The sequence below is a fragment of the Pseudomonas sp. WS 5027 genome, assembly GCF_012985695.1.
GTDB lineage: Bacteria > Pseudomonadota > Gammaproteobacteria > Pseudomonadales > Pseudomonadaceae > Aquipseudomonas > Aquipseudomonas hygromyciniae.
The window spans coordinates 183,541-207,078 of sequence record NZ_JAAQWU010000007.1 but is presented as its reverse complement, the minus strand read 5'-3'; the positions used below and the strand labels follow the sequence as shown (position 1 = coordinate 207,078).

Annotated in this window: 19 protein-coding genes and 1 pseudogene; 10 read left to right on the top strand and 10 right to left on the bottom strand. The window is 60.2% G+C overall.

Annotated elements, in window-relative coordinates:
• Together xseA and HBO09_RS11575 are read right to left on the bottom strand one after the other, a co-directional pair.
• A complete protein-coding gene (gene xseA / locus HBO09_RS11580) occupies positions 1–1,380 on the bottom strand; it encodes an exodeoxyribonuclease VII large subunit (RefSeq protein WP_169997252.1) in 1,380 nt (459 codons plus the stop codon).
• Positions 1,381–1,410: 30 nt separating this feature from the next.
• Positions 1,411–2,301 carry a LysR family transcriptional regulator gene (locus HBO09_RS11575; protein WP_169997254.1) on the bottom strand — a complete coding sequence of 297 codons (891 nt, stop codon included), beginning with the start codon at positions 2,299–2,301 and terminating at the stop codon, positions 1,411–1,413.
• 99 nt (positions 2,302–2,400) lie between these two features.
• On the opposite strand from HBO09_RS11575, the gene HBO09_RS11570 reads away from it, so the two are divergent.
• From HBO09_RS11570 to guaA, 4 genes are all read left to right on the top strand, one after another.
• Positions 2,401–3,168, top strand: coding sequence for a sulfite exporter TauE/SafE family protein (locus tag HBO09_RS11570; RefSeq protein ID WP_169997256.1), 768 nt, complete (start codon positions 2,401–2,403; stop codon positions 3,166–3,168).
• 154 nt (positions 3,169–3,322) lie between these two features.
• On the top strand, positions 3,323–3,871 hold the full coding sequence (locus tag HBO09_RS11565) for a sugar ABC transporter ATPase (RefSeq protein ID WP_169997258.1): 549 nt from the start codon (positions 3,323–3,325) through the stop codon (positions 3,869–3,871).
• A gap of 217 nt (positions 3,872–4,088) precedes the next feature.
• Positions 4,089–5,558, top strand: a complete 1,470-nt coding sequence (guaB, locus tag HBO09_RS11560) for an IMP dehydrogenase (protein WP_016977684.1) — start codon at positions 4,089–4,091, stop codon at positions 5,556–5,558.
• An 81-nt stretch (positions 5,559–5,639) separates the two neighbouring features.
• Positions 5,640–7,217, top strand: coding sequence for a glutamine-hydrolyzing GMP synthase (guaA, locus tag HBO09_RS11555; protein ID WP_032890732.1), 1,578 nt, complete (start codon positions 5,640–5,642; stop codon positions 7,215–7,217).
• Between the two features lie 268 nt (positions 7,218–7,485).
• Here guaA and HBO09_RS11550 read toward each other — a convergent pair whose 3' ends face one another.
• From HBO09_RS11550 to treR, 7 genes are all read right to left on the bottom strand, one after another.
• A complete protein-coding gene (locus tag HBO09_RS11550; RefSeq protein WP_169997260.1) occupies positions 7,486–8,031 on the bottom strand; it encodes a hypothetical protein in 546 nt (181 codons plus the stop codon).
• A gap of 24 nt (positions 8,032–8,055) precedes the next feature.
• Positions 8,056–8,382, bottom strand: coding sequence for a hypothetical protein (locus HBO09_RS11545; RefSeq protein ID WP_045062148.1), 327 nt, complete (start codon positions 8,380–8,382; stop codon positions 8,056–8,058).
• A 24-nt stretch (positions 8,383–8,406) separates the two neighbouring features.
• On the bottom strand, positions 8,407–8,718 hold the full coding sequence (locus HBO09_RS28915) for a hypothetical protein (protein WP_010655636.1): 312 nt from the start codon (positions 8,716–8,718) through the stop codon (positions 8,407–8,409).
• A gap of 430 nt (positions 8,719–9,148) precedes the next feature.
• Complete coding sequence (locus HBO09_RS11540; RefSeq protein WP_169997262.1) at positions 9,149–9,460, bottom strand: hypothetical protein; 312 nt, start codon at positions 9,458–9,460, stop codon at positions 9,149–9,151.
• Positions 9,461–9,494: 34 nt separating this feature from the next.
• Complete coding sequence (locus HBO09_RS11535; RefSeq protein WP_169997264.1) at positions 9,495–11,567, bottom strand: TerD family protein; 2,073 nt, start codon at positions 11,565–11,567, stop codon at positions 9,495–9,497.
• Between the two features lie 279 nt (positions 11,568–11,846).
• The gene (locus tag HBO09_RS11530; RefSeq protein ID WP_169997266.1) at positions 11,847–12,617 is read right to left on the bottom strand and encodes an APH(3')-II family aminoglycoside O-phosphotransferase; all 771 of its coding nucleotides are present in this window, start codon (positions 12,615–12,617) and stop codon (positions 11,847–11,849) included.
• Positions 12,618–12,813: 196 nt separating this feature from the next.
• Entirely contained in the window at positions 12,814–13,518 is a 705-nt protein-coding gene (gene treR, locus HBO09_RS11525; protein WP_169997268.1) for a trehalose operon repressor, read from the bottom strand.
• 79 nt (positions 13,519–13,597) lie between these two features.
• On the opposite strand from treR, the pseudogene HBO09_RS28910 reads away from it, so the two are divergent.
• The 6 genes and pseudogenes from HBO09_RS28910 to HBO09_RS11500 form a co-directional block, all read left to right on the top strand.
• Positions 13,598–13,711, top strand: a pseudogene (locus tag HBO09_RS28910) (outer membrane lipoprotein carrier protein LolA); the annotation flags it as partial.
• A 123-nt stretch (positions 13,712–13,834) separates the two neighbouring features.
• Positions 13,835–15,277, top strand: a complete 1,443-nt coding sequence (treP, locus tag HBO09_RS11520) for a PTS system trehalose-specific EIIBC component (RefSeq protein WP_169997270.1) — start codon at positions 13,835–13,837, stop codon at positions 15,275–15,277.
• Positions 15,278–15,397: 120 nt separating this feature from the next.
• On the top strand, positions 15,398–17,044 hold the full coding sequence (gene treC / locus HBO09_RS11515) for an alpha,alpha-phosphotrehalase (RefSeq protein ID WP_169997272.1): 1,647 nt from the start codon (positions 15,398–15,400) through the stop codon (positions 17,042–17,044).
• A gap of 149 nt (positions 17,045–17,193) precedes the next feature.
• The gene (locus HBO09_RS11510) at positions 17,194–18,414 is read left to right on the top strand and encodes a carbohydrate porin (protein WP_169997274.1); all 1,221 of its coding nucleotides are present in this window, start codon (positions 17,194–17,196) and stop codon (positions 18,412–18,414) included.
• 49 nt (positions 18,415–18,463) lie between these two features.
• Entirely contained in the window at positions 18,464–20,986 is a 2,523-nt protein-coding gene (gene ptsP / locus HBO09_RS11505) for a phosphoenolpyruvate--protein phosphotransferase (protein ID WP_169997276.1), read from the top strand.
• Positions 20,987–20,988: 2 nt separating this feature from the next.
• Entirely contained in the window at positions 20,989–21,276 is a 288-nt protein-coding gene (locus HBO09_RS11500) for a PTS transporter subunit EIIB (protein ID WP_169997278.1), read from the top strand.
• 672 nt (positions 21,277–21,948) lie between these two features.
• On the opposite strand, the gene mltF is transcribed toward HBO09_RS11500, so the two are convergent.
• Positions 21,949–23,409 carry a membrane-bound lytic murein transglycosylase MltF gene (mltF, locus tag HBO09_RS11495; protein ID WP_169997280.1) on the bottom strand — a complete coding sequence of 487 codons (1,461 nt, stop codon included), beginning with the start codon at positions 23,407–23,409 and terminating at the stop codon, positions 21,949–21,951.
• Positions 23,410–23,538 lie beyond the last annotated feature (129 nt).

Below are 23,538 nucleotides of genomic sequence, written 5' to 3'. Positions count from 1 at the left end.
TCAATCCAGTAATGAAAGGGTGACGGGTGTCAGGTGGTTGTCTTCCACCCGCACTTGCAGTTGGCCTTCACCGAGGCGCGCAGTCAGGCGCTGGCCGGTGTGGGTTTGCGCGGCATTGCGAATGGCCTGGCCGCGCTCGTCCAGCAGGATGCTGTAGCCACGGCCCAAGGTCGCCAGCGGGCTGACTACCTGCAACGTTTGCACCTGGCTTTGCAGTTGCAGGCGCCGTGCCTTGAGACCTTCGCGCATGGCCCGGGGCAGGCGCTCGGCTAGGCTGTCCAGGCGCTGGCGCAGCAGGGCCAGTTGGCGCCCCGGGTGCTGGCCGGCCAGACGGGTTTCCAGGCGGATCAGGCGTTCGCGGCGGGTATTGAGGCTGCGCTCGAAGGCACGACGCAGGCGCATGTCCAGATCGTCCAGGCGCTGGGCCTGCTGGCGCAGACGCTCGCCGGGGTGCCGCAGGCGCCGGGCCATGCCTTCCAGGCGCAGGCGATCATGGCTCAGGCGATTGCGCATCAGCATCACCAGGCGCCGGTGCAGGTTTTCGACCTGGCGGACCAGATGGCTGGCGTCCGGCGCCAACAACTCAGCGGCAGCCGAGGGCGTGGGGGCACGTACGTCGGCCACGAAGTCACTGATGGATACATCGGTTTCATGGCCGACCGCACTGACGATGGGCGTCACGCAGGCATCGATGGCACGGGCCACGGCTTCTTCGTTGAAGCACCAGAGGTCTTCCAGGGAGCCGCCGCCACGGGCCAGGATCAGTGCGTCGAAGCCACGGGCATCCGCCAGCTTGAGGGCACGGACAATCTGCGCCACGGCTTCACGGCCCTGCACGGCGGTGGGGATCAGGGTCAGTTGCACATTCGGCGCACGGCGGCCGAACACGCTGATGATGTCGCGAATCACCGCACCCGTGGGCGAACTGATAATGCCGATGCGGCGTGGATGGGCCGGCAACGGCACCTTGCGCTCGGCACTGAACAGCCCTTCATCGCTGAGCTTTTCCTTCAACGCATCGAAGGCCAGGCGTAGCGCGCCATCGCCGGCCGGCTCCACCGTGTCGAGAATCAACTGGTAGTCACCACGGCCCTCGAACAGCGAGACCTTGCCGCGCACCTTGACCGCCAGGCCATCCTTTAGCGCCTGGCGCACTCGCGCCGCGTTATTGCGAAACAGCGCACAACGCACCTGCGCACCGCTGTCCTTGAGGGTGAAGTACACATGGCCGGAGGCCGGGCGGGCGAGGTTGGAGATCTCGCCTTCGACCCAGATATTGGTGAACACGTCTTCCAGCAACACCCGCGCACGGCCGTTGAGCTGGCTGACAGTCAGGACTTCGCGGTCCAGGCCCAGGCGGGCAAACGGGTCTTTAATCATGGCAGGAGATCTTTAGTCATGGGCGGCAGTTTATAGGCATTCGGCCAGTGTTTGACAGAACTGCGCAACCAGCGTGCTCGGCGCCTGCGCGCAGGCCAGGGCCACGGTGCTGTGGCAATCGGGATCGGCCAAGGGCAGGAAATGAATGTTGGCCGGGGCGATATCACGCATCGACTCGGGCAGCAGGGCAATGCCAAACCCAGCCTGGATCAACTGCAACTGGGTGGTCTTGCGCGACATCACCCGCGCAGCCTTGGGGAAAAATCCGGCACGCATGCACAACTCGGCTGACAGGTAACTCAAACCGCCGCGTTGCGGGTGGGGGATCGAGATAAAGGCTTCTTCTTTCAACTGCGCCAACTCAATGGCCGTTGAGCTGCGGGCCAGAGGGTGGGCAGGCGGGACAGCCAGTAACAAGGGCTCCTTGTATAACGGCACGACACGCACCCCTTCACGCTGGCGCAGTACCGGTAAGCGCAGCAGGCCGACCTCCAACCGACCTCCGGCAATGTCTTCCAATTGCGCTTGCGAGGACAGTTTGACGATATCCATCGACACCCCGGGGCACTGCTCCAGCCAGGCACTGATCCCGCGCAGTACGCGCCCACTCATCGGCACGGTGCTGGAGTGGCTCAGGCGCAAGGTGCCGAGTTGGCCGTGACCGACCTGAGCCGCCAGTTCACTGGCCTTGTGCAATTCGCCCAGCAGGTTGCGTGCCCGTGGGTAGAACGCTTCGCCGGCGGCCGTCAGGCGCGGTTGCCGGGCGGTGCGCTCGAACAGTGGGGTTTGCAGGAGGGTTTCCAGCTCCTTGATCTGCCGGCTGAGGGCCGATTGTGCGACAAACAGCCGTTCGGCAGCGGCGCTGAAACTGCCGCTCTCGACGATTTCGACGAAGTAACGCAGTTGCCGGATGGAAATCACGAGTCATGCCTTTTCGAGATAGGTTGAGGGCTTTGAAGATATTAGTCGCAACCCACTCGCTTGGCTAAAGTGAGGGCCATCGCTGACAAGGAATATTTCATGAGTCTGGTTGAATTGATGGGGCAGTGGTCGTTTGGTCCGATGGACTGGTTGGTGATCGGTCTGGGGATCGCCCTGGCCTATATCGTGTTTGGCATCGCCGGCTTCGGCACGGCGCTGGTGGCCGGGCCGATCCTGATTACGTTTATGCCGCTGTCGAAGATCATTCCGTTGCTGGTGCTGCTGGATTTCGTCGCGGCCTTTGGCAACCTCCTGCAATCGCGGCGGGACGTGGTCAAGCCGGAGCTGTTGCGCTTACTACCGTGCATGGCCATTGGCTGCACCCTCGGCGTGATCTTCTTGCTCAACCTGCATTCGGACCTGCTCCTGCTGTTGATGGGCCTGTTTATCAGCGCCTATGCCATCTACACCCTGGCGGTAAAGGCCAAGCCCACAGCCCTGGCTGCCGGCTGGTCGGTACCCATGGGCGTGGTGGGCGGACTGTTCGGGGCCTTGTTTGGCAGTGGCGGCTTTTTATATGCGATCTATCTGAACAGCCGCCTGCCCAAGGACGGCGCGCGAGCCACCCAAAGTGCGTTGATCAGCGCGAGCACGGTGGTGCGCCTGAGTTTGTTTTTGATCGCCGGGGTGTATGCCGAGTTGCCGTTGCTGCTGTTGGCGGTGTGCCTGCTGCCGGCGATGGCCCTGGGGCTGTGGGCGGGGCGCAGGTTGACCCTGCGCATGTCCCGCGAGGCGTTTGTGCGGTTGGTGACGTGGTTGGTGCTGGCCAGTGGCATCGCGTTGATTGGGCGGTATTTGAGTACTTGACCTCTGGGTGGCAGGGATTAAGCTGCCAGCCTTTAGGGCCTCTTCGCGAGCAAGCCCGCTCCCACATTCGACTGCATTCCTACAGGATAAATGCAATCAAGTGTGGGAGCGGGCTTGCTCGCGAAGGCGCCAGACGCCGCACCGCAGGACTCCCATGAATTCCCAAAGCATCCTTGTCCCGAAAATCTCCACCTTGCCAGTGCATGAACCCCGCGCCCGGGCCATCGTGCGCTGGCTGGTGCGCAAGAACATCATCAAGGAAGAGCTGACCACCTGTGGCCGCACCGGCAACCGCATGGGCTATGCCCTGGCCGACGGCGCCCGCGCCGTGGTGCTGCACCCCGAGGCGTTGCCGTTCAACGAACCGGTCAATGGTCTGGAAATCATCTACAAACGCTGCATCTATACCCCGGCCAAGGGTTTTCTCGAAGAAGCCGGCTGCCCGCAATGCCTTAAAGAAGTGGGCGAAGCGCTGTTCGAGAGCCTCGAAGACTGGATGCCCGGCCATACCGACAACTTCACCTGCCCGCTGTGTGGGCATGAAGATGACATCAACGGCTTCCTGTTCCTGCAGGAATGCGGCTTTTCCAACCTGGGCTTCATCTTCAACAACTGGGCGGAAGCGGGCTTCAAACAGAGCTTTATCGACGAGTTTGGCGACTGGCTCGACCAGAAAATCAGTTGGGTCAAAGTCGAACTGTAGGAGCGAGCTTGCTCGCGAAAGTCGTCAACGATAACGCTGGCTGTCTGGTTTTGCGCAGAGCCTTCACGATCTTCGCGAGCAAGCTCGCTCCTACAGATAAGCGGTGCGTTTTACCCATCTATCAGTATTACCAAGTTTGTCAGAGTTTTACATTGAGCCCGGCAGGGCGCATGTATATAATGGCGCGCTTCCATTTTCCCGCTCGGGAGCCCCCGCGATGCTGCGTATCAGCCAAGAAGCTCTGACATTCGACGACATTCTCCTAGTGCCCGGTTACTCCGAGGTGCTTCCTAACGAAGTCAGTCTCAAGACCCGCCTAACCCGTGGCATCGAGCTGAATATTCCCCTGGTTTCCGCTGCCATGGACACCGTCACCGAAGCCCGTTTGGCAATCGCCATGGCTCAGGAAGGCGGCATTGGCATCATCCACAAGAACATGACCATCGAGCAGCAAGCTGCCGAAGTGCGCAAGGTCAAGCGTTACGAAGCCGGTGTGGTGAAAGATCCGATCACCATCGAAGCCGACGCCACCGTACGCGACCTGTTCGACCTGACCCGCCTGCACAACATCTCCGGTGTTCCAGTGCTGCACGATGGCGACCTGGTCGGCATCGTCACTTCCCGTGACGTGCGCTTTGAAAACCGTCTTGAAGTCACCGTCCGTGAAGTGATGACGCCTAAAGAGCGTCTGGTCACTGTCAAGGAAGGCGCCGACAAGAACGATGTGCGTGAACTGCTGCACAAGCACCGCATCGAGCGCGTGCTGATCGTCGACGACAAATTCGCCCTCAAGGGCATGATGACCGTCAACGATATCGAAAAAGCCAAGGCTTACCCGCTGGCCAGCAAGGATGACCAAGGTCGTCTGCGCGTTGGCGCCGCCGTGGGTACCGGTAAAGACACTGGCGACCGCGTTTCGGCCCTGGTCGCTGCCGGTGTTGACGTGGTGGTGGTCGACACCGCCCACGGTCACTCCAAAGGCGTGATCGACCGCGTACGTTGGGTCAAGCAGAACTTCCCTGACGTTCAGGTGATCGGCGGCAACATCGCCACTGGCGCTGCCGCCAAGGCCCTGGCCGAAGCCGGCGCTGACGCAGTCAAGGTCGGTATCGGCCCAGGCTCGATCTGCACCACGCGTATCGTCGCTGGTGTGGGCGTGCCGCAAATCAGCGCCATTGCCAATGTCGCCGCTGCCCTTGAAGGCACTGGCGTTCCGTTGATCGCCGACGGCGGCATCCGTTTCTCCGGTGACCTGTCCAAGGCCATCGTAGCCGGTGCTTCCTGCGTGATGATGGGCTCGATGTTCGCAGGTACCGAAGAAGCGCCAGGCGAGATCGAACTGTTCCAGGGCCGTTCCTACAAGGCTTACCGTGGCATGGGTTCGCTGGGCGCCATGTCCCAGGCGCAAGGTTCTTCCGACCGCTACTTCCAGGACTCCTCGGCAGGCGCCGAGAAGCTCGTCCCGGAAGGCATCGAAGGCCGTGTGCCGTACAAGGGCACCCTGAGCGCCATCATCCATCAACTGATGGGCGGCCTGCGTTCCTCGATGGGCTACACCGGCAGCGCCGACATCGAAGAAATGCGCACCAAGCCAGAGTTCGTACGGATCACCGGCGCCGGCATGGCTGAATCCCATGTCCACGACGTGCAGATCACCAAGGAAGCGCCAAACTACCGCGTAGGTTGAGGCTTCCAGCAAAACGTTAAGTAACCGGGGCTGTTCTTTCAGCCCCGAGTTGTTTCTGATTCATTAGACGAGACTGACTTCATGGCCCTCGACATTCACGCCCACCGCATCCTGATCCTCGACTTCGGTTCCCAGTACACCCAACTGATCGCCCGCCGCGTGCGTGAAATCGGCGTGTACTGCGAACTGCATCCGTTCGATATGGACGACGAAGCGATCCGCGAATTCGCTCCTAAAGGCGTCATCCTAGCCGGTGGCCCCGAGTCCGTGCACGAAGCCAACAGCCCGCGCTGCCCGCAAGCGGTGTTTGACCTGGGCGTGCCGGTCTTCGGTATCTGCTACGGCATGCAGACCATGGCCGAGCAACTGGGCGGCAAGGTCGAAGGCTCCGAGTTGCGTGAATTCGGTTATGCCCGTGTGGACGTGGTCGGCAAGAGCCGCCTGCTGGACGGCATCGAAGACCACGTCGACGCCGACGGCCTGTTCGGCCTCGACGTCTGGATGAGCCACGGTGACAAGGTCACCAAGATGCCGGAAGACTTCCACATCCTGGCCAGCACCCCGAGCTGCCCGATCGCCGGCATGTTCAGCGACGAGCGTCGTTACTACGGCGTGCAGTTCCACCCGGAAGTGACCCACACCAAGCAAGGCGGGCGCATCCTGTCGCGCTTCATCCTCGACATCTGCGAGTGTGAAGCCCTGTGGACCCCGTCGAAAATCGCTGAAGACGCCATCGCCAACGTGCGCGCCCAGGTCGGTACCGACAACGTGCTGCTGGGCCTGTCCGGCGGCGTTGACTCCTCCGTGGTTGCCGCGCTGCTGCACAAGGCGATTGGTGACCAACTAACCTGCGTATTCGTCGACAACGGCCTGCTGCGTCTGCACGAAGGCGAGCAAGTGATGGCCATGTTCGCCGAGAACATGGGCGTCAAGGTGATCCGCGCCAACGCCGAAGATCAGTTCTTGAACAACCTGGCCGGCGAGTCGGACCCGGAGAAGAAGCGCAAGATCATCGGCCGCACCTTCATCGACGTCTTCGATGCCCAGTCCAACAAACTGGACAACATCAAGTACCTCGCCCAGGGCACCATCTACCCCGACGTGATCGAGTCGGCTGGCGCCAAGAGCGGCAAGGCCCACGTGATCAAGTCCCACCACAACGTGGGTGGCCTGCCTGAGGAAATGAACCTCAAGCTGGTAGAACCGCTGCGCGAACTGTTCAAGGACGAAGTCCGCCGTCTGGGCCTGGAACTGGGCCTGCCGTACGACATGGTCTACCGCCACCCATTCCCGGGCCCGGGCCTGGGCGTGCGCATCCTGGGTGAAGTGAAGAAGGAATACGCCGACCTGTTGCGTCGTGCCGACCACATCTTCATCGAAGAACTGCGCAAGGCCGACTGGTACCACAAGGTCAGCCAGGCATTCGTGGTGTTCCAGCCGGTGAAATCGGTTGGCGTTGTAGGCGATGGCCGCCGTTACGCCTGGGTCGTGGCCCTGCGTGCCGTAGAAACCATCGACTTCATGACCGCCCGCTGGGCCCACCTGCCGTACGAACTGCTGGAAACTGTCAGCGGCCGTATCATCAATGAGATCGAAGGTATCTCGCGCGTGACGTATGACGTGTCGAGCAAGCCACCGGCGACGATTGAGTGGGAGTGAGGTTTTTTTCAACTATCTGATTTTATTGTAAAAAATAAGATTTGATAGTGATCTTTGCTACGTCATCAATGGCGTTTTTAATGGCGCCCATCGTACGTATGTGAGAGAGCTACATCGATACCATGTCCCGGACAAGGAATTCCGGCATGGTATCGAGAACGCTTAGCAGCGCAGATGTCAGCAATAACTGTTTGCCCATCTCCCCTATGGTGTTGGCGTGTGTTTTGAAAAACTTTACGCGCAGCCTTCAACCCGCGCAGATTTCCGGCTAGAAGTTATCAATCGCGTTGCACATCGACACCTTCCCCGCTGGCTGCGGTTGGACCATCGCCCACTGCTTGCCGCCCGCCTCCAATTCATCCAGCTGGAACGAACAGTCCGCCGACATGGTGGCCTGCACCATGTAGTCCACGCCAGGCCGAGGCACGAAGGTCATGGTCTTGGCACACTGCCGGGAATATTGCAGGCGCCCCAGGTAATGGAACGCGATCGGCTTGTTCGCCGGCACGACCAGCTCCGACGAGACCGCACCGGCCCACGAAAAGATCCGTCCGGGAATGCCGAGGTTTTCGCCGTTATGGTCGGGGAAGCCGGGTTTCGCCGACGCCATCACCCCCGCGCCGGGCACGTTCCAGTCGAGGCAATCACGCCCCGGCACGGCGCGCACCAGGCCGTCGGTGAGCAGGCGGATACGCGCGGTCTCGCCGCCCTGCGGGGGCACATAGCCGGTGGACAGCGAACGCACGTTCGCCACTTGGCCGCAGCCGCCGAGCGCTAGCAGCAGCACGGCGGGGATTACAGGCAACAGTCTCATCAGGAATCGACTCGTAGGGGGAAGTTAAGGCTGGCGGCAGTTCTGGTTGACCGACAGATGTGGCGCCGGCTCATAGCTCACGCGCTGCAAACCATCGGCGTCCTGGAACAGGAAGTATTTGACGCGACAGTCCTTGAACATCCCTGAGTAACCCTCCGCCCGGAAGCCTTGGCCATCGACCTGTTTGGTCACGGTATTGTTGCGGCTGACCACCGCGAGCACCTTCTGATAGCTGTCGCCCATGTTTACCCCAGGCTCGCCGGTGATCGCGGCCGAGGAGGCGCAACCACCCAGCGCTGTTGCCGCCAGGGCCAATGCGGCACCATACAGTCCGTTGCGTAGATTGTTCATTCCCTGTGTCCTTTTGGTGATGGATTAACGGCGGCCGTCGCACACCGGCGATTCGCCAATACGACCGAGCTTGCACATATCCAAGTTATCTTTGCGTTTGTAGCCTGCGTCTTTCATGCAATAGAAGTTCAGTAACCTCACATCGATTGGCGACCTGTCTCCTGCGCCATCAACATTGGTATATCCGCACGCACGCATCGCAGCAATGATCCCGGTCTGCGATACGCCCTCCTTGTACCATTTTGTGTAATCCGGAGCCGGCGGTTGAAAGCCCCTTCCCGTGCAGCCAACCAGTAACACAGCGCAAAAACTCAGCAACAGGCTCCTCGTGAACATGGCGTTCTTCCTGATGGGTTGACTCGGATAAGTGTGAGACGCCGTAGGGTGAGTCGCTCTAGAAGGGTTTGCAAGCTGCCCCGGCATCCTCATAGCGGTTATGCACTGTTTGATTGCCGTCCAGCACGTTCAGCCATTCCCATAGGCGAGCGTGTTTCAGCTTATGAAGTATTGGTCCATTTACCAACATTTCACTGACCGTAACTCCTGGTCTGCGATTTTTTAAGATTGTTTATGTTCGAGTGGGAATGATGGGGCGTCCGGCGTTGACCGGCACCCTCTAGCAAAAAGTACCCAGAAGCCCGCATGATTGCGGGCTTTTGGTTTTTTGGGGCTCCCCAGGCTCGCCGATGATGGCGGTCGAGAAGGCGCAACTGCCCAGCGCTGCTACCGCCAATACCCCTGCGGTGCCGTCCAGTCCGCTAATGGTTTACCGGCGGCCTTCGCACACCGGTGATTCGCCGATGCGACCTTCCTTGCACAGGTCAATGTTATCTGTGCGCTTGAAGCCCGCGTCTTTCATGCAATAAAACTGCGTGAGTACCTGGTCAATCGGCGTACGGTCTCCCGTCCCTGTTAGGTTGGTATAGCCGCATGCGGTCATCGCGCTCTTGACGCCCTTTTCAGTGACCCCGGTCTTCTTCCAATTGGTAAATTCCGGCGGCGGCGGTTGAAAGCCTCTGCCTGTGCAGCCAATCAATAACACAGTGCAAAAACTCAGTAACAGGCTCTTCGTGAGCATGGTGTTTTTCCTTATGGTTTGGCTCGGATAGGTATTAGAGAAACTGCGAGCGAATCAAATCGGTATCGAACGGTGTTATTCCTTGATCAGGCGCAAACACCGCCTGAGCTTGCTGCGGTGAAGCCACTCGCTCTCCCCGTGCTCGAACATGTAAATCGAACAGAGTCTCCAAATCCGGCCTTGGTGTATGTATCAAAGCGCGCAGCATCAACGATACCCCGCTGAGGTTGTTCTGGACGTTGTTCCACCGTGGAAATGAAGTGAGTCCCAGATCGGCCCAAATCATTCGTCGTTCCTGCAAGTCCATCACGAATGGCAGGCAGATCCCTGTATTGGATGCAATATCGATACGGTCGAACACGGAGCGCGGCTCGAATATTTCACCGGACGCTGTGTCAGCGCGGGCCATCCAACCAGCAAAGCATTCTGGAAGGTCGCAGTACGGTTGCTCGGTGAATGAGTTGATAGATGTGACCACATAACGGATACCCCTCTCGACGAGTACATCGAGATCGAGGTCGATGAACTCCGAAGCCCCTTTGGGTGCGTCGACGATATCGCCACTGTGGTAGCCGCCAAAATCCTTCAAGTTGTAGTACGCGACCGTTTCTTTGAACTCGAAGTTGGTGTCGAAAAATGCTGCGGACAAGTCGATGTCCGTGCGTTCACGGCCGTTCTTCCACCACAGGAACAGGCGAATGAAACGTGTATCAGGCATAGGCAAGCGACTGCCCCGGACCAGCGTACGTAGAGATTTCGATGAGGAACGCTGCGCCAGCGGCACCCTGTACTCGCGTAATACTGGATCAATGAAACAGCGGCCTAGTGGCGGTAGCGCCGCAAAGCGCGTTACGAGTGCGTCCTCGCAGATTCTGGCTGCACGAGCCAGTACGTCGGGAGCGAGAGGTTCGCGTCGATCCTTGATGCCATAGATTTTTGCGAATGAACCTTTCGGTGTGAAGGCTCGCAGGGGAAGGGGACGTGGAGCACTTATTTGGCCCAGCAACTGCAGCAAGACAGGTGAGGACACTTGTTGCGCAACCGCTTCGAATGCGTCGAGAACCGACTCTGGTTCCGTCGCGCGCCGCAGGGTTACATCCAGCCGTCGTGCAAACTCGCCAGGACGGCTTTGCAGTATGGGTATAAGCGTGGCGATGTGACGCTGGGCAAGCAATGTTTCGACACGTGATCCAAATGAGTCTGGCGCTTCATTGCGACGTGCTGCGGTGATGGCGGCCAGCGCTCGTGGGTACTTATCGGCGTAGTCGCCCGGATGCAGTACCTCAGCCAGGCGCTTCCATCGCTCGGCATGTCGCATCACGTCTTCCGTCGCGCTGGGTATGCGGTCAAGCAAGCGCAACAGCAGACGGCGCATCGAACGCTTCATCGCTGTGAAACGTGTCGAAGCTGTCGCCAGTGAGACGTCTCCTCCATTCAGAGCGACCGCGAGTCGTAGCACGTCAGCCGCCGTTTCGACGTTTCGCTCCAGGAATGTTTCCACCCGTGTATCGCTGGCTACATGCAGGATAAGTGCGCTGCCTACCTGTGCACGGTTCTCGCGGAACGGGATGGCCTCAGGCAGCAGACGGAAAACATCGCTTTTGTACTCTCGGATAAACCAGAGGACATCGGCAGTTTCCTCTTTGGAAAGCGAGGTGCGCGATGAAACCAGTGGTTCGAGCAGTGACTCGAACTCAGATATGCTTCCCAGTTCGATAACGCGGGACATGAAGTTGCCTTCAAGCATCGCAGGTCGATGGTGTTCAGTCGGTGGTAAACGCCAAAGCGTGAGGTAGTGTATGACGGCGTTAAGGTACAACTGTGCCTCTGAGGCCGTCAGAACCTGCTCTGGAAAGTCAGGATAAAATGGCCGGTGGTGTACATGAGCGCCAGTTTCCCGCCGAAGGACTCCGATAATTTCGCGCAGCCAGTACTTGAGTTCTGTCGCTGACAACCTGCCTATCTGCTCAATCAGCGGCTCTGATAGTACGCATCGGAATGCCGCGATTTCCCGGACAGCCGAAGCAACCTGAGCGTGCGTGGCGCCGCCAGTGCCCATCGGGACGTGAACTTTACTACGGCGACGCAGGAACAGCGCCTGATTCATGCTTGGTTTTCTCCCTTGGCCGCCGTCGTGGACGAACTGCAGCACCGTTTACGGCTGATGTAAAAACGCCTGCAAGAAGCAGGCGCGGTGTGGAGAGCGAAACCCCTAGATCTTAGGAGGTTAGAAGGAAGGTGTTCCATAGCCACGCAGGCATTCTACGGAAGGTTGTATTTGGTTGTCAGATCCAAGCGCATCCAAAAAGTAACAAGCTGCTTCGCCAGAAGAATAGGAGCTTATAAGCGACAAGTCGTTTGTCCGCCGAGCAGGCTGCAGGGGCGTTCAGAAGAACTCGTCCAGTAGGCAGTAGAACTTAATGCGCTGCTCATCGGGCTCAACACCATATTGTTCGAAGAAGTGTTTCACCCACGCTTGTCCAAGGTTGCGCTCGACACTACGTGCCGCCAGAGCCAGATCTTGATAACGATCACTGACCCCCAGACGGCCGCAGTCGATGAAACCGCTGAAGTGACCATCCGCCGCCATGAAGTTCGGCAGGCAGGCGTCGCCGTGGGTCACCACCAGGTCGTGGGTGTTTGGCTGCGTCGACAACAGTTCGGTAAACACGTCCTCAGCACTTCGCCCCAGTCTCTCGTCGTCGAAGTCCGCCTCGTCCACCAGCCCCGCACTGACGTGTTCCTGAGCGCGGGCGATACGCTGTTCAAGGGAGTGGTCGAAGGGGCAGCGTGCGATGGGAACCTGATGCAAAGTACGCAGCGCTGTCGCCAGTATGGTGATGACCTGCACGGCAGAAAGCTCGCTGGCGCTGGCCAGGTCCTGTCCAGGCACGGCGGTCATCAGCAGCCAATGGCGAGGGTCTTCTGTCACTTCATCCAGGACCACAGGTGCAGGCAGATCCATTTGTCGCAGCCACCGAAGCCGCTCGATTTCGTCTGCCAGCTCCCCGTGTTCCTCAAGGGGCTCGGCCTTCAGGAACAGGTCCGTGCCGTTGTCCCTGCGTAGCCGGAAGACGTCAGCCCGTGACTCGCCGATGGCTTGCTGTTCAATAAGGGCATAGGGGAACTGTTCACGCCATTTGTTTGGAAGATTCACGGTGCTTTCTTTCCAAGTGAGACCCGTACAATTCGACCGCACCAATTTAATGGTGGGCTGCCACCGGCTCAGGCCGAGAAAAAACTTAACGTAGTGTCCGGGATCAGTTGACCACTACACATCCATTCCTTGATGGCAATGGATTAAGGGGGGGGGCGGTTCTCAAGCCGTTAGCCCCCAAGCCTGCGCGTAGGTTTCAGCGCCGCGCAATATCCGAAAAGTAAAACTTATCCAGCGTATGCCGCGACTCGGTGTACTCGAACTGCCGCCCATCCTGCAAAAACGTCTGGTTACTCACCACAATCACATGGCTCTGGCCGTCGAGGTCCAAGTGCGCCTGATCGTCCTTGCTGCGGGGCAGGGCTTCGATGGTGCGCTGGGCATAGCTGATTTGCAGCTGCAATGTCTGTTCGATAAACGCGTAGATCGACTGTTCGGCAATCGTCTGGTCCAGGCCCGGGATCAGGTCGGCGACGAAGTGGTTGATGTCGAGGATCACCCGTTTGCCGCCAATGCGCCGCACTCGCTTGATGCGGGTGATCAGGGTGCCGGGCTCGGCCTCGATATGCTGCAGCAGCGAGCCTTCCAGCGGGAGTTGGGTGAACTCGACCACTTCGGTGCGTACGTCATCGCCCAGGTCGGCGTGGGTTTCGTGGAAGCTGACGATGCCGCCCAGTTGAAACTCAATCGGGTTGGGTGACAGCACGAAGGTGCCCTTGCCATGGATTTTTTGCGCGAACCCACGCTCCTGCAGTTGCTCGATGGCCCGACGCACGGTGCCACGGCTGGCCTGGTAGGCGTCCATCAGTTCGGTTTCAGAGGGAAGGCGCGTGCCGCGTTGCAGGCGTTCGGTGGTGATGCTGGCAAGCAGATCGGTGTAGATCTGGTTGTATTTACTCATGGAGAGGGCTCTGTGCCGCGTTTGCGTTCAAGGCAGGAACCTTAGAGGCAGAGGTGGAGTTTGTCCATTGGACCCTCAGATATCGCCAATCCCTGTAGGAGCGAGCTTGCTCGCGAAAAACGTCAACGATAACGCGAGAACCCGGACAGCCCGCGCTGCCCTCAGGTTCTTCGCGAGCAAGCTCGCTCCTACAGGAAAGAGGTCATTGGATATTTTTGTAACTCGTACAGACGAGTTGTTGCTTTAACTCGTCTGTACGAGTACTTTTGCCCTCGGCGTGCTGCCAATAACAAAAAACTAAAGTGGAAGAACAAGCATGAGCCACGACTATTCAACTATTGCCCGCGAGATCCTCGAAAATCTCGGAGGCAGCGACAACCTTGAGCAAGCGGCCCACTGCGTGACGCGCCTGCGCCTGGCGCTCAAGGACCCGAGCCTGGTCAACGCCAGTGCATTGAACCAGGTCGATCTGGTCAAGGGCTCGTTCTTCACCGGTGGCCTGTTCCAGGTCGTCATCGGCCCCGGCGAAGTAGAAAAGGTCTACGCCGCCCTGCGCGAACAGACCGGCCTTGCCGCCGCCACCATCGCCGATGTGAAGAAGAAGGGCGCCGACAAGACCAACGCCCTGCAGCGCCTGGTCCGGGTGTTCTCCGACGTGTTCATGCCGATCCTGCCGGCGCTGATCATTGCCGGCCTGCTGATGGGCATCAACAACCTGATGGGCGCCAAAGGCATGTTCATCGAGGGCCAGACTTTGCTGGAGGCCTATCCGAACCTGGATGGCCTGTGGAGCCTGATCAACCTGATGGCCAACACCTCGTTTGTGTTTCTGCCGGCGCTGGTGGGCTGGTCGGCGGCCAAGCGCTTTGGCGGCAGTGAAATCCTCGGCATCGTGCTCGGCCTGATGCTGGTCCACCCGGACTTGCTCAATGCCTGGAACTACGGCAAGGCAGTGGCCGGGCTCGACGGCCAGAGCCTGCCGTACTTCGATATTTTTGGCTGGTTCCAGATCGAGAAAGTGGGTTATCAGGGGCAGATCCTGCCGATCCTGATGGCGGCCTATGTCATGAGCGTGATTGAAAAATGGCTGCGGGCGCGAGTGCCCAATGCCATCCAATTGCTCGTCGTGCCGATCACCACCATCGTCGTCACCGGCGTGCTGGCCCTGGCGATCATCGGCCCGGTCACCCGGCACCTCGGCATCCTGATCACCGAAGGCGTCGTCACGTTGTTCGACCTGGCGCCGATGGTCGGCGGGGCGATTTTCGGCCTGCTGTATGCACCGCTGGTGATCACCGGCATGCACCACATGTTCCTCGCCGTGGACCTGCAACTGATCTCGACCCAGGGCGGCACGTTTATCTGGCCGATGATTGTCATGTCCAACCTGGCCCAGGGCAGCGCGGCACTCGGGGTGTTCTATATGAGCCGCAATGCGCGGGACAAAAGCATGGCTTCGACCTCGGCGATTTCTGCCTACTTTGGCATCACTGAGCCGGCGATGTTCGGGGTAAACCTGCGCTTCAAGTTCCCGTTCTATGCCGCGTTGCTCGGCTCGGCCCTGGGTAGCATTTTCCTCTCGCTGAACAAGGTCCAGGCCTCGGCCATTGGCGTGGGCGGCTTGCCTGGGTTTATCTCGATCATCCCGCAGTACATCCCAAGCTTTGTCATCGGCATGGTCATCGCGATTGTGGTGCCGTTTGTTTTGACCTGTGGGTTGAGCATGAAGATTGTCCGGCCTGGATACCGGGTCGCCTGAACTACCGCCTTCGCGAGCAAGCCCGCTCCCACATTTGAAATGCGTTCCCCCTTGTGGGAGCGGGCCTGCTCGCGAAGAGGCCCTCAAGGCCAGCACAAAAATCAACTGAAGGAACCCACCATGCAAGACTGGCAACACTCGGTGATCTACCAGATCTACCCAAAAAGCTTCCACAGCCACGCGGGTAACGCCACCGGTGACCTGCTGGGCATCGTGGACAAGCTCGACTACCTGCAATGGCTGGGTGTCGATTGCCTGTGGATCACCCCGTTCCTGCGCTCGCCCCAGCGCGACAATGGCTATGACATCAGCGACTACTACGCCATCGATCCCAGCTACGGGACCATGGCCGACTGCGACCTGCTGATCAGCGAAGCCGCCAAGCGCGGGATCAAGCTGATGCTCGACATCGTGGTCAACCACACCTCCATCGAGCACGAATGGTTCCAGCAGGCGCGCAGCAGCCTCGACAACCCGTATCGCGACTTCTACATCTGGCGCGACCAGCCGAACAACTGGGAATCCAAGTTCGGCGGCTCGGCCTGGGAATACGAGGCGCAGACCGGCCAGTACTTCCTGCACCTGTTCGACCACACCCAGGCTGACCTCAATTGGGACAACCCCCAGGTGCGCGCCGAAGTCTACAAACTCATGCGCTTCTGGCGTGACAAAGGCGTGGGCGGTTTCCGCCTGGATGTGATCAACCTGATTTCCAAACCGGCGGATTTTCCCGAAGACAACAGCGATGGCCGGCGCTTCTACACCGACGGCCCGCACGTGCATGAGTACTTGCGGGAAATGCACCGCGAAGTCTTCGAAGGCCATGACCTGATCAACGTCGGCGAGATGTCGTCCACCAGCCTCGAGCACTGCATTCGCTACTCGCGCCCAGAGTCGAAAGAGCTGTCGATGACCTTCAACTTTCATCACCTGAAAGTCGATTACCCCAACCTGCAAAAATGGGTGCGCGCCGACTTCGACTTCCTGCAACTCAAGCAGATTCTCTCCGACTGGCAGTTGGGCATGCAGGCCGGTGGCGGTTGGAATGCACTGTTCTGGTGTAACCATGACCAGCCGCGGGTCGTCTCGCGATTTGGTGATGACGGCGAATACCGCGTGGTCTCGGCCAAGATGCTCGCCACCGCCTTGCACTTTCTCCAGGGCACGCCGTTTGTGTACCAGGGCGAAGAGCTGGGCATGACCAATCCGGGCTTCGACCAGATCGGGCAATACCGCGATGTCGAGACCCTGAATATCTATCGCCTCAAGCGCGATGCAGGTGAGTCCGAAGCGTCAAGCATGGCCGCCATCATGCAAAAGTCCCGGGATAACGGGCGCACGCCAATGCAATGGGACGACCAGGCCAATGCCGGCTTCAGCAGCGGTGAACCGTGGATTGGCATCCCGGCCAATGCGGCGCAGATCAATGTGCAGAACCAGTTGGACGATCCGGATTCGGTGCTGCATCACTACCGGGCGCTGATCGCCTTGCGTCGGCATGAACCGCTGATTCAGCAGGGCGTTTACCGCCAACTGCTGCTCGATCACGCCAAGGTCTGGGCGTATCTGCGCGAAGGCCATGGCGAGCGCCTGCTGGTGCTGAACAACTTCTATGGCCAGCCCTGTGAAATCCAGCTGCCGGACCGCGTGATCAGCGCAGCGAGCGTGCAACGGCTGCTGATCAGTAACTACCCCGACTGCCCGCTGCGTACCGACAGCATCACCCTGCGTCCATACGAGTCTTTTGTGCTGCACCTGACCGACTGACATTCCCCTTTTTGTAGGAGCGAGCTTGCTCGCGAAAAACTTCAAAGCGCCGCGTGCATCCGCAATGCCCACGTCATCGTTGACGATTTTCGCGAGCAAGCTCGCTCCTACAGAATCGCGTTACACACAATAAGAAAAAGGAGCGCTTCATGAAAACAACAATAAAGCTGGGCCTCGCTGCATCCTGTCTGACCCTGCCCCTGGCGGCTCACGCCCTGGAATTCGCAGGCTACCTGCGCAGCGGCGCCGGCACCTCGACCGGCAGCGGCCCGCAACAGTGTTTCCAATTGCCGGGCGCCCAATCCAAGTACCGCCTGGGCAACGAATGCGAACAGTATGCCGAGTTGGAGTTACGCCAGGACCTGTTCACCCTCGACGACGGCTCGGTGCTGAGCGTCGATGCCATGGCCTCGCTGTACAACAAGTACGACCGCGAGCTGAAGTTCCAGGGCGAAAACAATGGTTCGGCACGCATGCCGCAGATGTATGCGCAGTGGTCGAACATGCCCAGCCTCAACGGCGGATCACTGTGGGCCGGTCGGCGCTACTACAAACGAAATGACATCCATATTTCCGACTTCTACTACTGGAACCAGAGCGCCACTGGTGGCGGTATCGAGGACGTGCTGATTGGCGATCTGAAATACAGCTACGCCCTGTCGCGCAAGGACAACCTGTACCAGAAGGAATACGCCACCCGTCACGACTTCAACGTCGCCGGCTTCAAGACCAACCCCGGCGGGGAGCTGGAGTTGGGCCTGAGCTACATCGAACAGGCTGGCGGGCGCGATACCCACAGCGGCTGGGCCCTCACAGCCCAGCATGTGCAGGCGGCCTTCCTCGGTGGCAAGAACAAGTTTGCCCTGCAGTACGGTGAAGGGCCGGGCACGGGCCTTGGCTACACCGGTAATACCGCGCTGGAACGCAGCAGCAAAAGCTACCGCGCGGTGGAGTTTTTTGACTGGCAAGTGACCCCGCGTTTTGGCGGCCAGGTCGAGGCGGTGTACCAGAAAGATGTGCGCCCCGGCAGCCAGGACCAGACTTGGATGTCCATTGGTGTGCGCCCGGCGTATGCCATCAGCGAACAGTTCAAGCTGGTCACCGAACTGGGCCATGACCAAGTGGATGCCAGCGGCGGCACGCGCAAGCTCAGCAAGTTCACATTCGCCCCGACCTGGTCGCCCAAAGGCGCGGATTTCTGGGCGCGGCCGGAAGTGCGGTTGTACTACACCTATGCCACCTGGAACGAAGCGGCCAAGCGTGCGGCCAATGAACTGGCGGCGGGTTCGGCGTTGTCCGACAGCGGCTCCTACGGCAGTGCGCGGCACGGTTCCAACTTCGGTGTGCAGGTCGAATACTGGTGGAAATAAACCTTCGTCACCCCTTTGATTTTTACAGAACAAAACAGCAGGTGAAGTCATGACCACAACTCAACCCCTGGAACTGCTGGCGCCCCTGGCGGGCGTGCTGTTGCCCCTGGACCAGGTGCCAGATCCGGTGTTCTCCAGCCGCCTGATTGGTGACGGCGTGTGTATCGACCCCACCTCGCAGACCCTCTGCGCACCGCTGGCCGGGGTGATCAGCAATATCCAGGACAGTGGTCATGCGGTCAGCGTCACTGACGACCACGGCGTGCAGGTGCTGATGCATATCGGCCTGGACACCGTGAACCTGGCGGGCAAGGGGTTCACCCGGTTGGTCGAGGAGGGCCAGCGGGTGGCGGCAGGGCAGCCGCTGATCGAGTTTGATGCCGACTACGTCGCGCTCCATGCCCGCAGTTTGCTGACCCTGATGCTGGTGGTCAGCGGCGAGCCATTTGCGCTGCTGACGGCGGGCACGGGGCTGGTTGAAGCCGGGCAACCGTTGCTGCATGTGACGCCTGCAATACGTGCTGCCAATGACGAGGAAGAAGAGGGCGACGCCCTGTTTTCCAAGCCCCTGACGCTGCCCAATGCCAACGGCCTGCATGCCCGTCCGGCGGCGGTGCTGGCCCAGGCCGCAAAGGGTTTCAAAGCGAGCATCTGCCTGCACAAGCAAACCCAGAGCGCCAACGCCAAATCACTGGTGGCGATCATGGGCTTGCAGACGGTGCGCGGCGATACCCTGCAAGTGAGTGCGGCGGGGGCGGATGCGGCGGCGGCGATCGAGGCGTTGGTCGCGTTGTTGGCCGATGGCTGCGGCGAAGCGGTGGCGGTGGTGGCTGAAGCCATCGCACCGCTGTCATCGGCAACGGTGTTGCGGGGCGTGTGTGCATCGCCAGGTTCGGCGTTTGGCCATGTGGTGCAGGTCGCCGAGCCTGAGCTGACAGTGACTGAAAAGGGCGCTGGCGAGACGCCAGAACGTGCCGCTCTGACGCGCGGTTTACAGGCTGCAGCCCAAGCACTGCAAGCGCTGCAGGACAAGGCCGGGGGTAGCGCCCAGGCACAGATTTTCGGTGCCCATCAGGAATTGCTCGAAGACCCGACCCTACTGGAACACGCCCACGGGCTGATCGCCCAAGGCAAGAGCGCGGCCTTCGCCTGGAACAGCGCCACACTCGCCACCGCTGCGCTGTTCGAGCAATCCGGCAGTCCACTGCTGGCCGAGCGTGCCGCCGATATGGCGGATGTCGGCCTGCGGGTCCTCAAGCAGATCCTCGGGGTCCAGGACGGCGCCTGGGATTTGCCGGAGCAGGCCATCCTGATTGCCGAGCAATTGACGCCTTCGCAAACCGCCAGCCTCGACCCGGGCAAGGTGTTGGGGTTTATCACCGTTGCCGGAGGGGCCACCAGCCACGTCGCCATTCTTGCTCGCGCCCTGGGCTTGCCGGCGATTTGCGGTGTGCCGGCCCAGGTCCTGGCATTGCCCGATGGCAAGCCAGTGTTGCTGGACGCCGACAAAGGCGAACTGCACCTCGACCCGGACCCGGGAGTGATCGAGACGCTGCGGGCCGCGCGCGAGCAGCAGGTTGTGCGCCACCAGCGCGATCTGCAGCAGGCCGCCTTGGCCGCCACCACCCGCGATGGTCATCATATTGAAGTGACCGCCAATGTCGCTTCGCTGCAAGAAGTGCAGCAAGCCCTGGCGCTGGGGGCCGAGGGGGTCGGGCTGTTGCGCTCGGAGTTTCTCTACCTGGACCGCAACCGCGCGCCGAGCCCCCAGGAACAGGCCCAGACCTACAGCGCGATTGCCGGTGTCCTGGGCACCGAGCGCAATCTGGTGGTGCGCACGCTTGATGTGGGCGGTGACAAACCCTTGGCCTATGTGCCGATGGACAGCGAGACCAACCCCTTTCTTGGCCTGCGCGGAATTCGCCTGTGCCTGGAACGTCCCGAGCTGTTGCGCGAGCAGTTCCGGGCAATCCTGGCCAGCGCCGGCCTGGCGCGGTTGCACATCATGTTGCCGATGGTCAGCCTGCTGTCGGAGCTACGCCAGGCCCGCGAGATCCTGGAGGAGCAAGCGCTGGCCTTGGGGCTTAGCGAGCTGCCGAAGCTGGGGATCATGATCGAGGTGCCATCGGCAGCCTTGATGGCGGATGTGTTCGCGCCCCATGTGGATTTTTTCTCCATTGGCACCAATGACCTGACCCAATACACCCTGGCCATGGACCGCGACCACCCACGCCTGGCCAGTCAGGCCGACAGTTTTCACCCGGCGGTGCTGCGCTTGATCGCCACCACGGTCAAGGCCGCCCATGCCCACGGCAAGTGGGTGGGCGTATGTGGCGCGCTGGCGTCCGAAGCGCTGGCGGTGCCGATGCTGATTGGGCTGGGGGTGGACGAACTGTCCGTCAGCGTGCCGCTGATCCCCAGTATCAAGGCCACCGTGCGTGAGCTGGACCTGGCGGAGTGCCAGATCATCGCCCGCCAGGTACTGGGCCTGGAAGAAGCCGCCCAGGTGCGCGAGGCCCTGCGCCTTTACCACACGGCGACTGTAGAAACTTTACCTGTCGTGGAGCATTGAGCATGTTCGAGAAACTACAGCAAGCGTTCTGGAAAGCCCTGACTCCGGACCTGGTGGCCGAAACGCCGAACGCCGAGCCTGCGGCTGACGCGATGTTGGCGCCGGCGGTGTTGAGTGCGCTGGGTGGGGCGACAAACCTGAAGTCGCAACAGCGAGTGGCTTTGACGCGGATCCGTGTGCAGCTACAAGACCCGACCCTGGTCGATGAAATGGGGCTGAAGGCAGCGGGAATTACTGCCGTGATGATATTGACAGGCGGGGTAGTGCATCTGATCACAGGCCTGAGCTGACCGTACTCGATCAATGTGAGCCAGCCTCCGCGGCAAACGGCCTCCCGTGGCGAGCGGGCTTGCCCCGCGTTGGGCTGCGCAGCGGCCCCAAAACCTGCAATCGGGAGTTATCAGGCAGAAATCCGGTGGTCTTATTGGCTCGGCTTCACAGGCCAGCCCGGGGCAAGCCCGCTCGCCACAGTAAGAGTGGTTTTCACAATAGGCCTGTGGTCTTCAGGGTGTTGGGTTGTGGTGCCAGAGCTTTGGTACATGCCGCGCCCCCTTGTGGCGAGCGGGCTTGCCCCGCGTTGGGCTGCGCAGCGGCCCCAAAACCTGTAATCGGGATTTATCAGGCAGAAATCCGGTGGCCTTATTGGGGCTGCTTCGCAGCCCAGCGCGGGGCAAGCCCGCTCGCCACAGTAAGAGTGGTTTTCACAATAGGCCTGTGGTCTTCAGGGTGTTGGGGTGTGGTGCCAGAGCTTTGGCACATGCCGCGCCCCCTGTGGCGAGCGGGCTTGCCCCGCGTTGGGCTGCGCAGCGGCCCCAAAACCTGCAATCGGGGTTTATCAGGCAGAAATTCAGCGGCCTTATTGGGGCTGCTTCGCAGCCCAGCGCGGGGCAAGCCCGCTCGCCACAAACAAGCCCGCTCTCCAAAAACAAGCCTGTTTGCCACAGCCACAGCAAGCCTGTGGTCTAGAGTTGGGGGCTGTCTTCCGGCGGCTTGGTTTTGTCCACGCCCGGGACGTGCAGGTTGCCTTCCACCACTTGGTTGCCTTCCAGTTGCGGCTGGGTCACCCAGGTCAGGATGTCGTAGTAACGACGGATGTTGGCCACGAAATGTACCGGTTCGCCGCCACGGGCGTAGCCGTAGCGGGTCTTGCTGTACCACTGCTTCTGCGACAGACGCGGCAGCATTTTCTTAACGTCCAGCCATTTGTTCGGGTTCAGGCCTTCTTTTTGTGCCAGTTTGCGTGCGTCATCGAGGTGGCCGCCGCCGACGTTGTAGGCCGCCAGCGCAAACCAAGTGCGATCAGGTTCAAGGATCTTGTCGTCCAGTTCGCTCTTGATCATCGCCAGGTACTTGGCGCCGCCCTTGATGCTTTGCCGGGCGTCGAGGCGGTTGGACACGCCCATGGCCTGGGCGGTGTTCTGGGTCAGCATCATCAGGCCGCGCACGCCGGTCTTGGAGGTGACCGCCGGTTGCCACAGCGATTCCTGGTAGCCAATGGCTGCCAATAGCCGCCAATCGACCTTTTCTTCCTTGGCCGAGGTCTTGAAGAACTTCTCGTACTTGGGCAGGCGCTGCTGCAAATGCTGGGCAAAGGTGTAGGCGCCCACATAGCCCAGTACATCGACATGCCCGTAATAACGATCCTTGAGGCGCTGCAAGGTGCCGTTCTTCTCGACCTTGTCGAGGTAGCTGTTGACCTCGTTGAGCAGGCTGTTGTCTTCACCTGCAGCCACCGCCCAGCTCTGGTTGCTGGCGTTGCCCAGGTCAAAGGCCACCCGTACGTTGGGGAAGTACACCTGGTTCATTGCCACTTCATTGGAGTCGACCAGGGTCAGGTCGATCTGCCCTTCGTCGACCATACGCAGCAGGTCGACCACTTCAACGGCGTCGGACTCTTCGTATTCAATCGCAGGATTCTGCTTTTTCAGCTCGGCCAGTTGCTCTGCGTGGGTGCTGCCCTTGAGCACCATGATCTTCTTGCCCACCAGGTCTGCCGCGTTGGTGGGGCGGGACTGGCCGTTGCGGTAGATGATCTGCGGGGTGACTTCCAGGTACGCATGGGAAAAGCGCACCTGTTGCTTACGCTGTTCGCTGCTGACCAGGCCGGCGGCGGCCAATACCGGGCCGTTGGGTTTGCCCAACTGGCCGAACAGGTCGTCGAGGTTGTCGGCGGTCTCGATTTCAAGCTTCACCCCCAGGTCGTCGGCAAAGCGCTTGACCAGTTCGTATTCGAAACCGGTTTCGCCGTTACGGTCCTGGAAATAGGTGGCCGGGCTGTTTCGGGTAATCACCCGCAATACGCCATCCTCCTTGATTCGCTCGAGCGTGCTGGGTTTATCAACACAGGCGCTGAGCATCAGGAAGAGTCCGGTGGCGAGGAGCCATTTGGCACATCGCGGGCGCAAAGCAGTTGGGGAGAACATCTGCGCAGTATACGCAAACGGCCCACGGCGCCATATCTCGACAGCATGGGCGTTGTCTGCTAGCGCCTGCGAAACTGTGCTGCAGCCCGCAGAAACGTGGCCTGGGGCGCAATTGTGACGGTTAAAAAA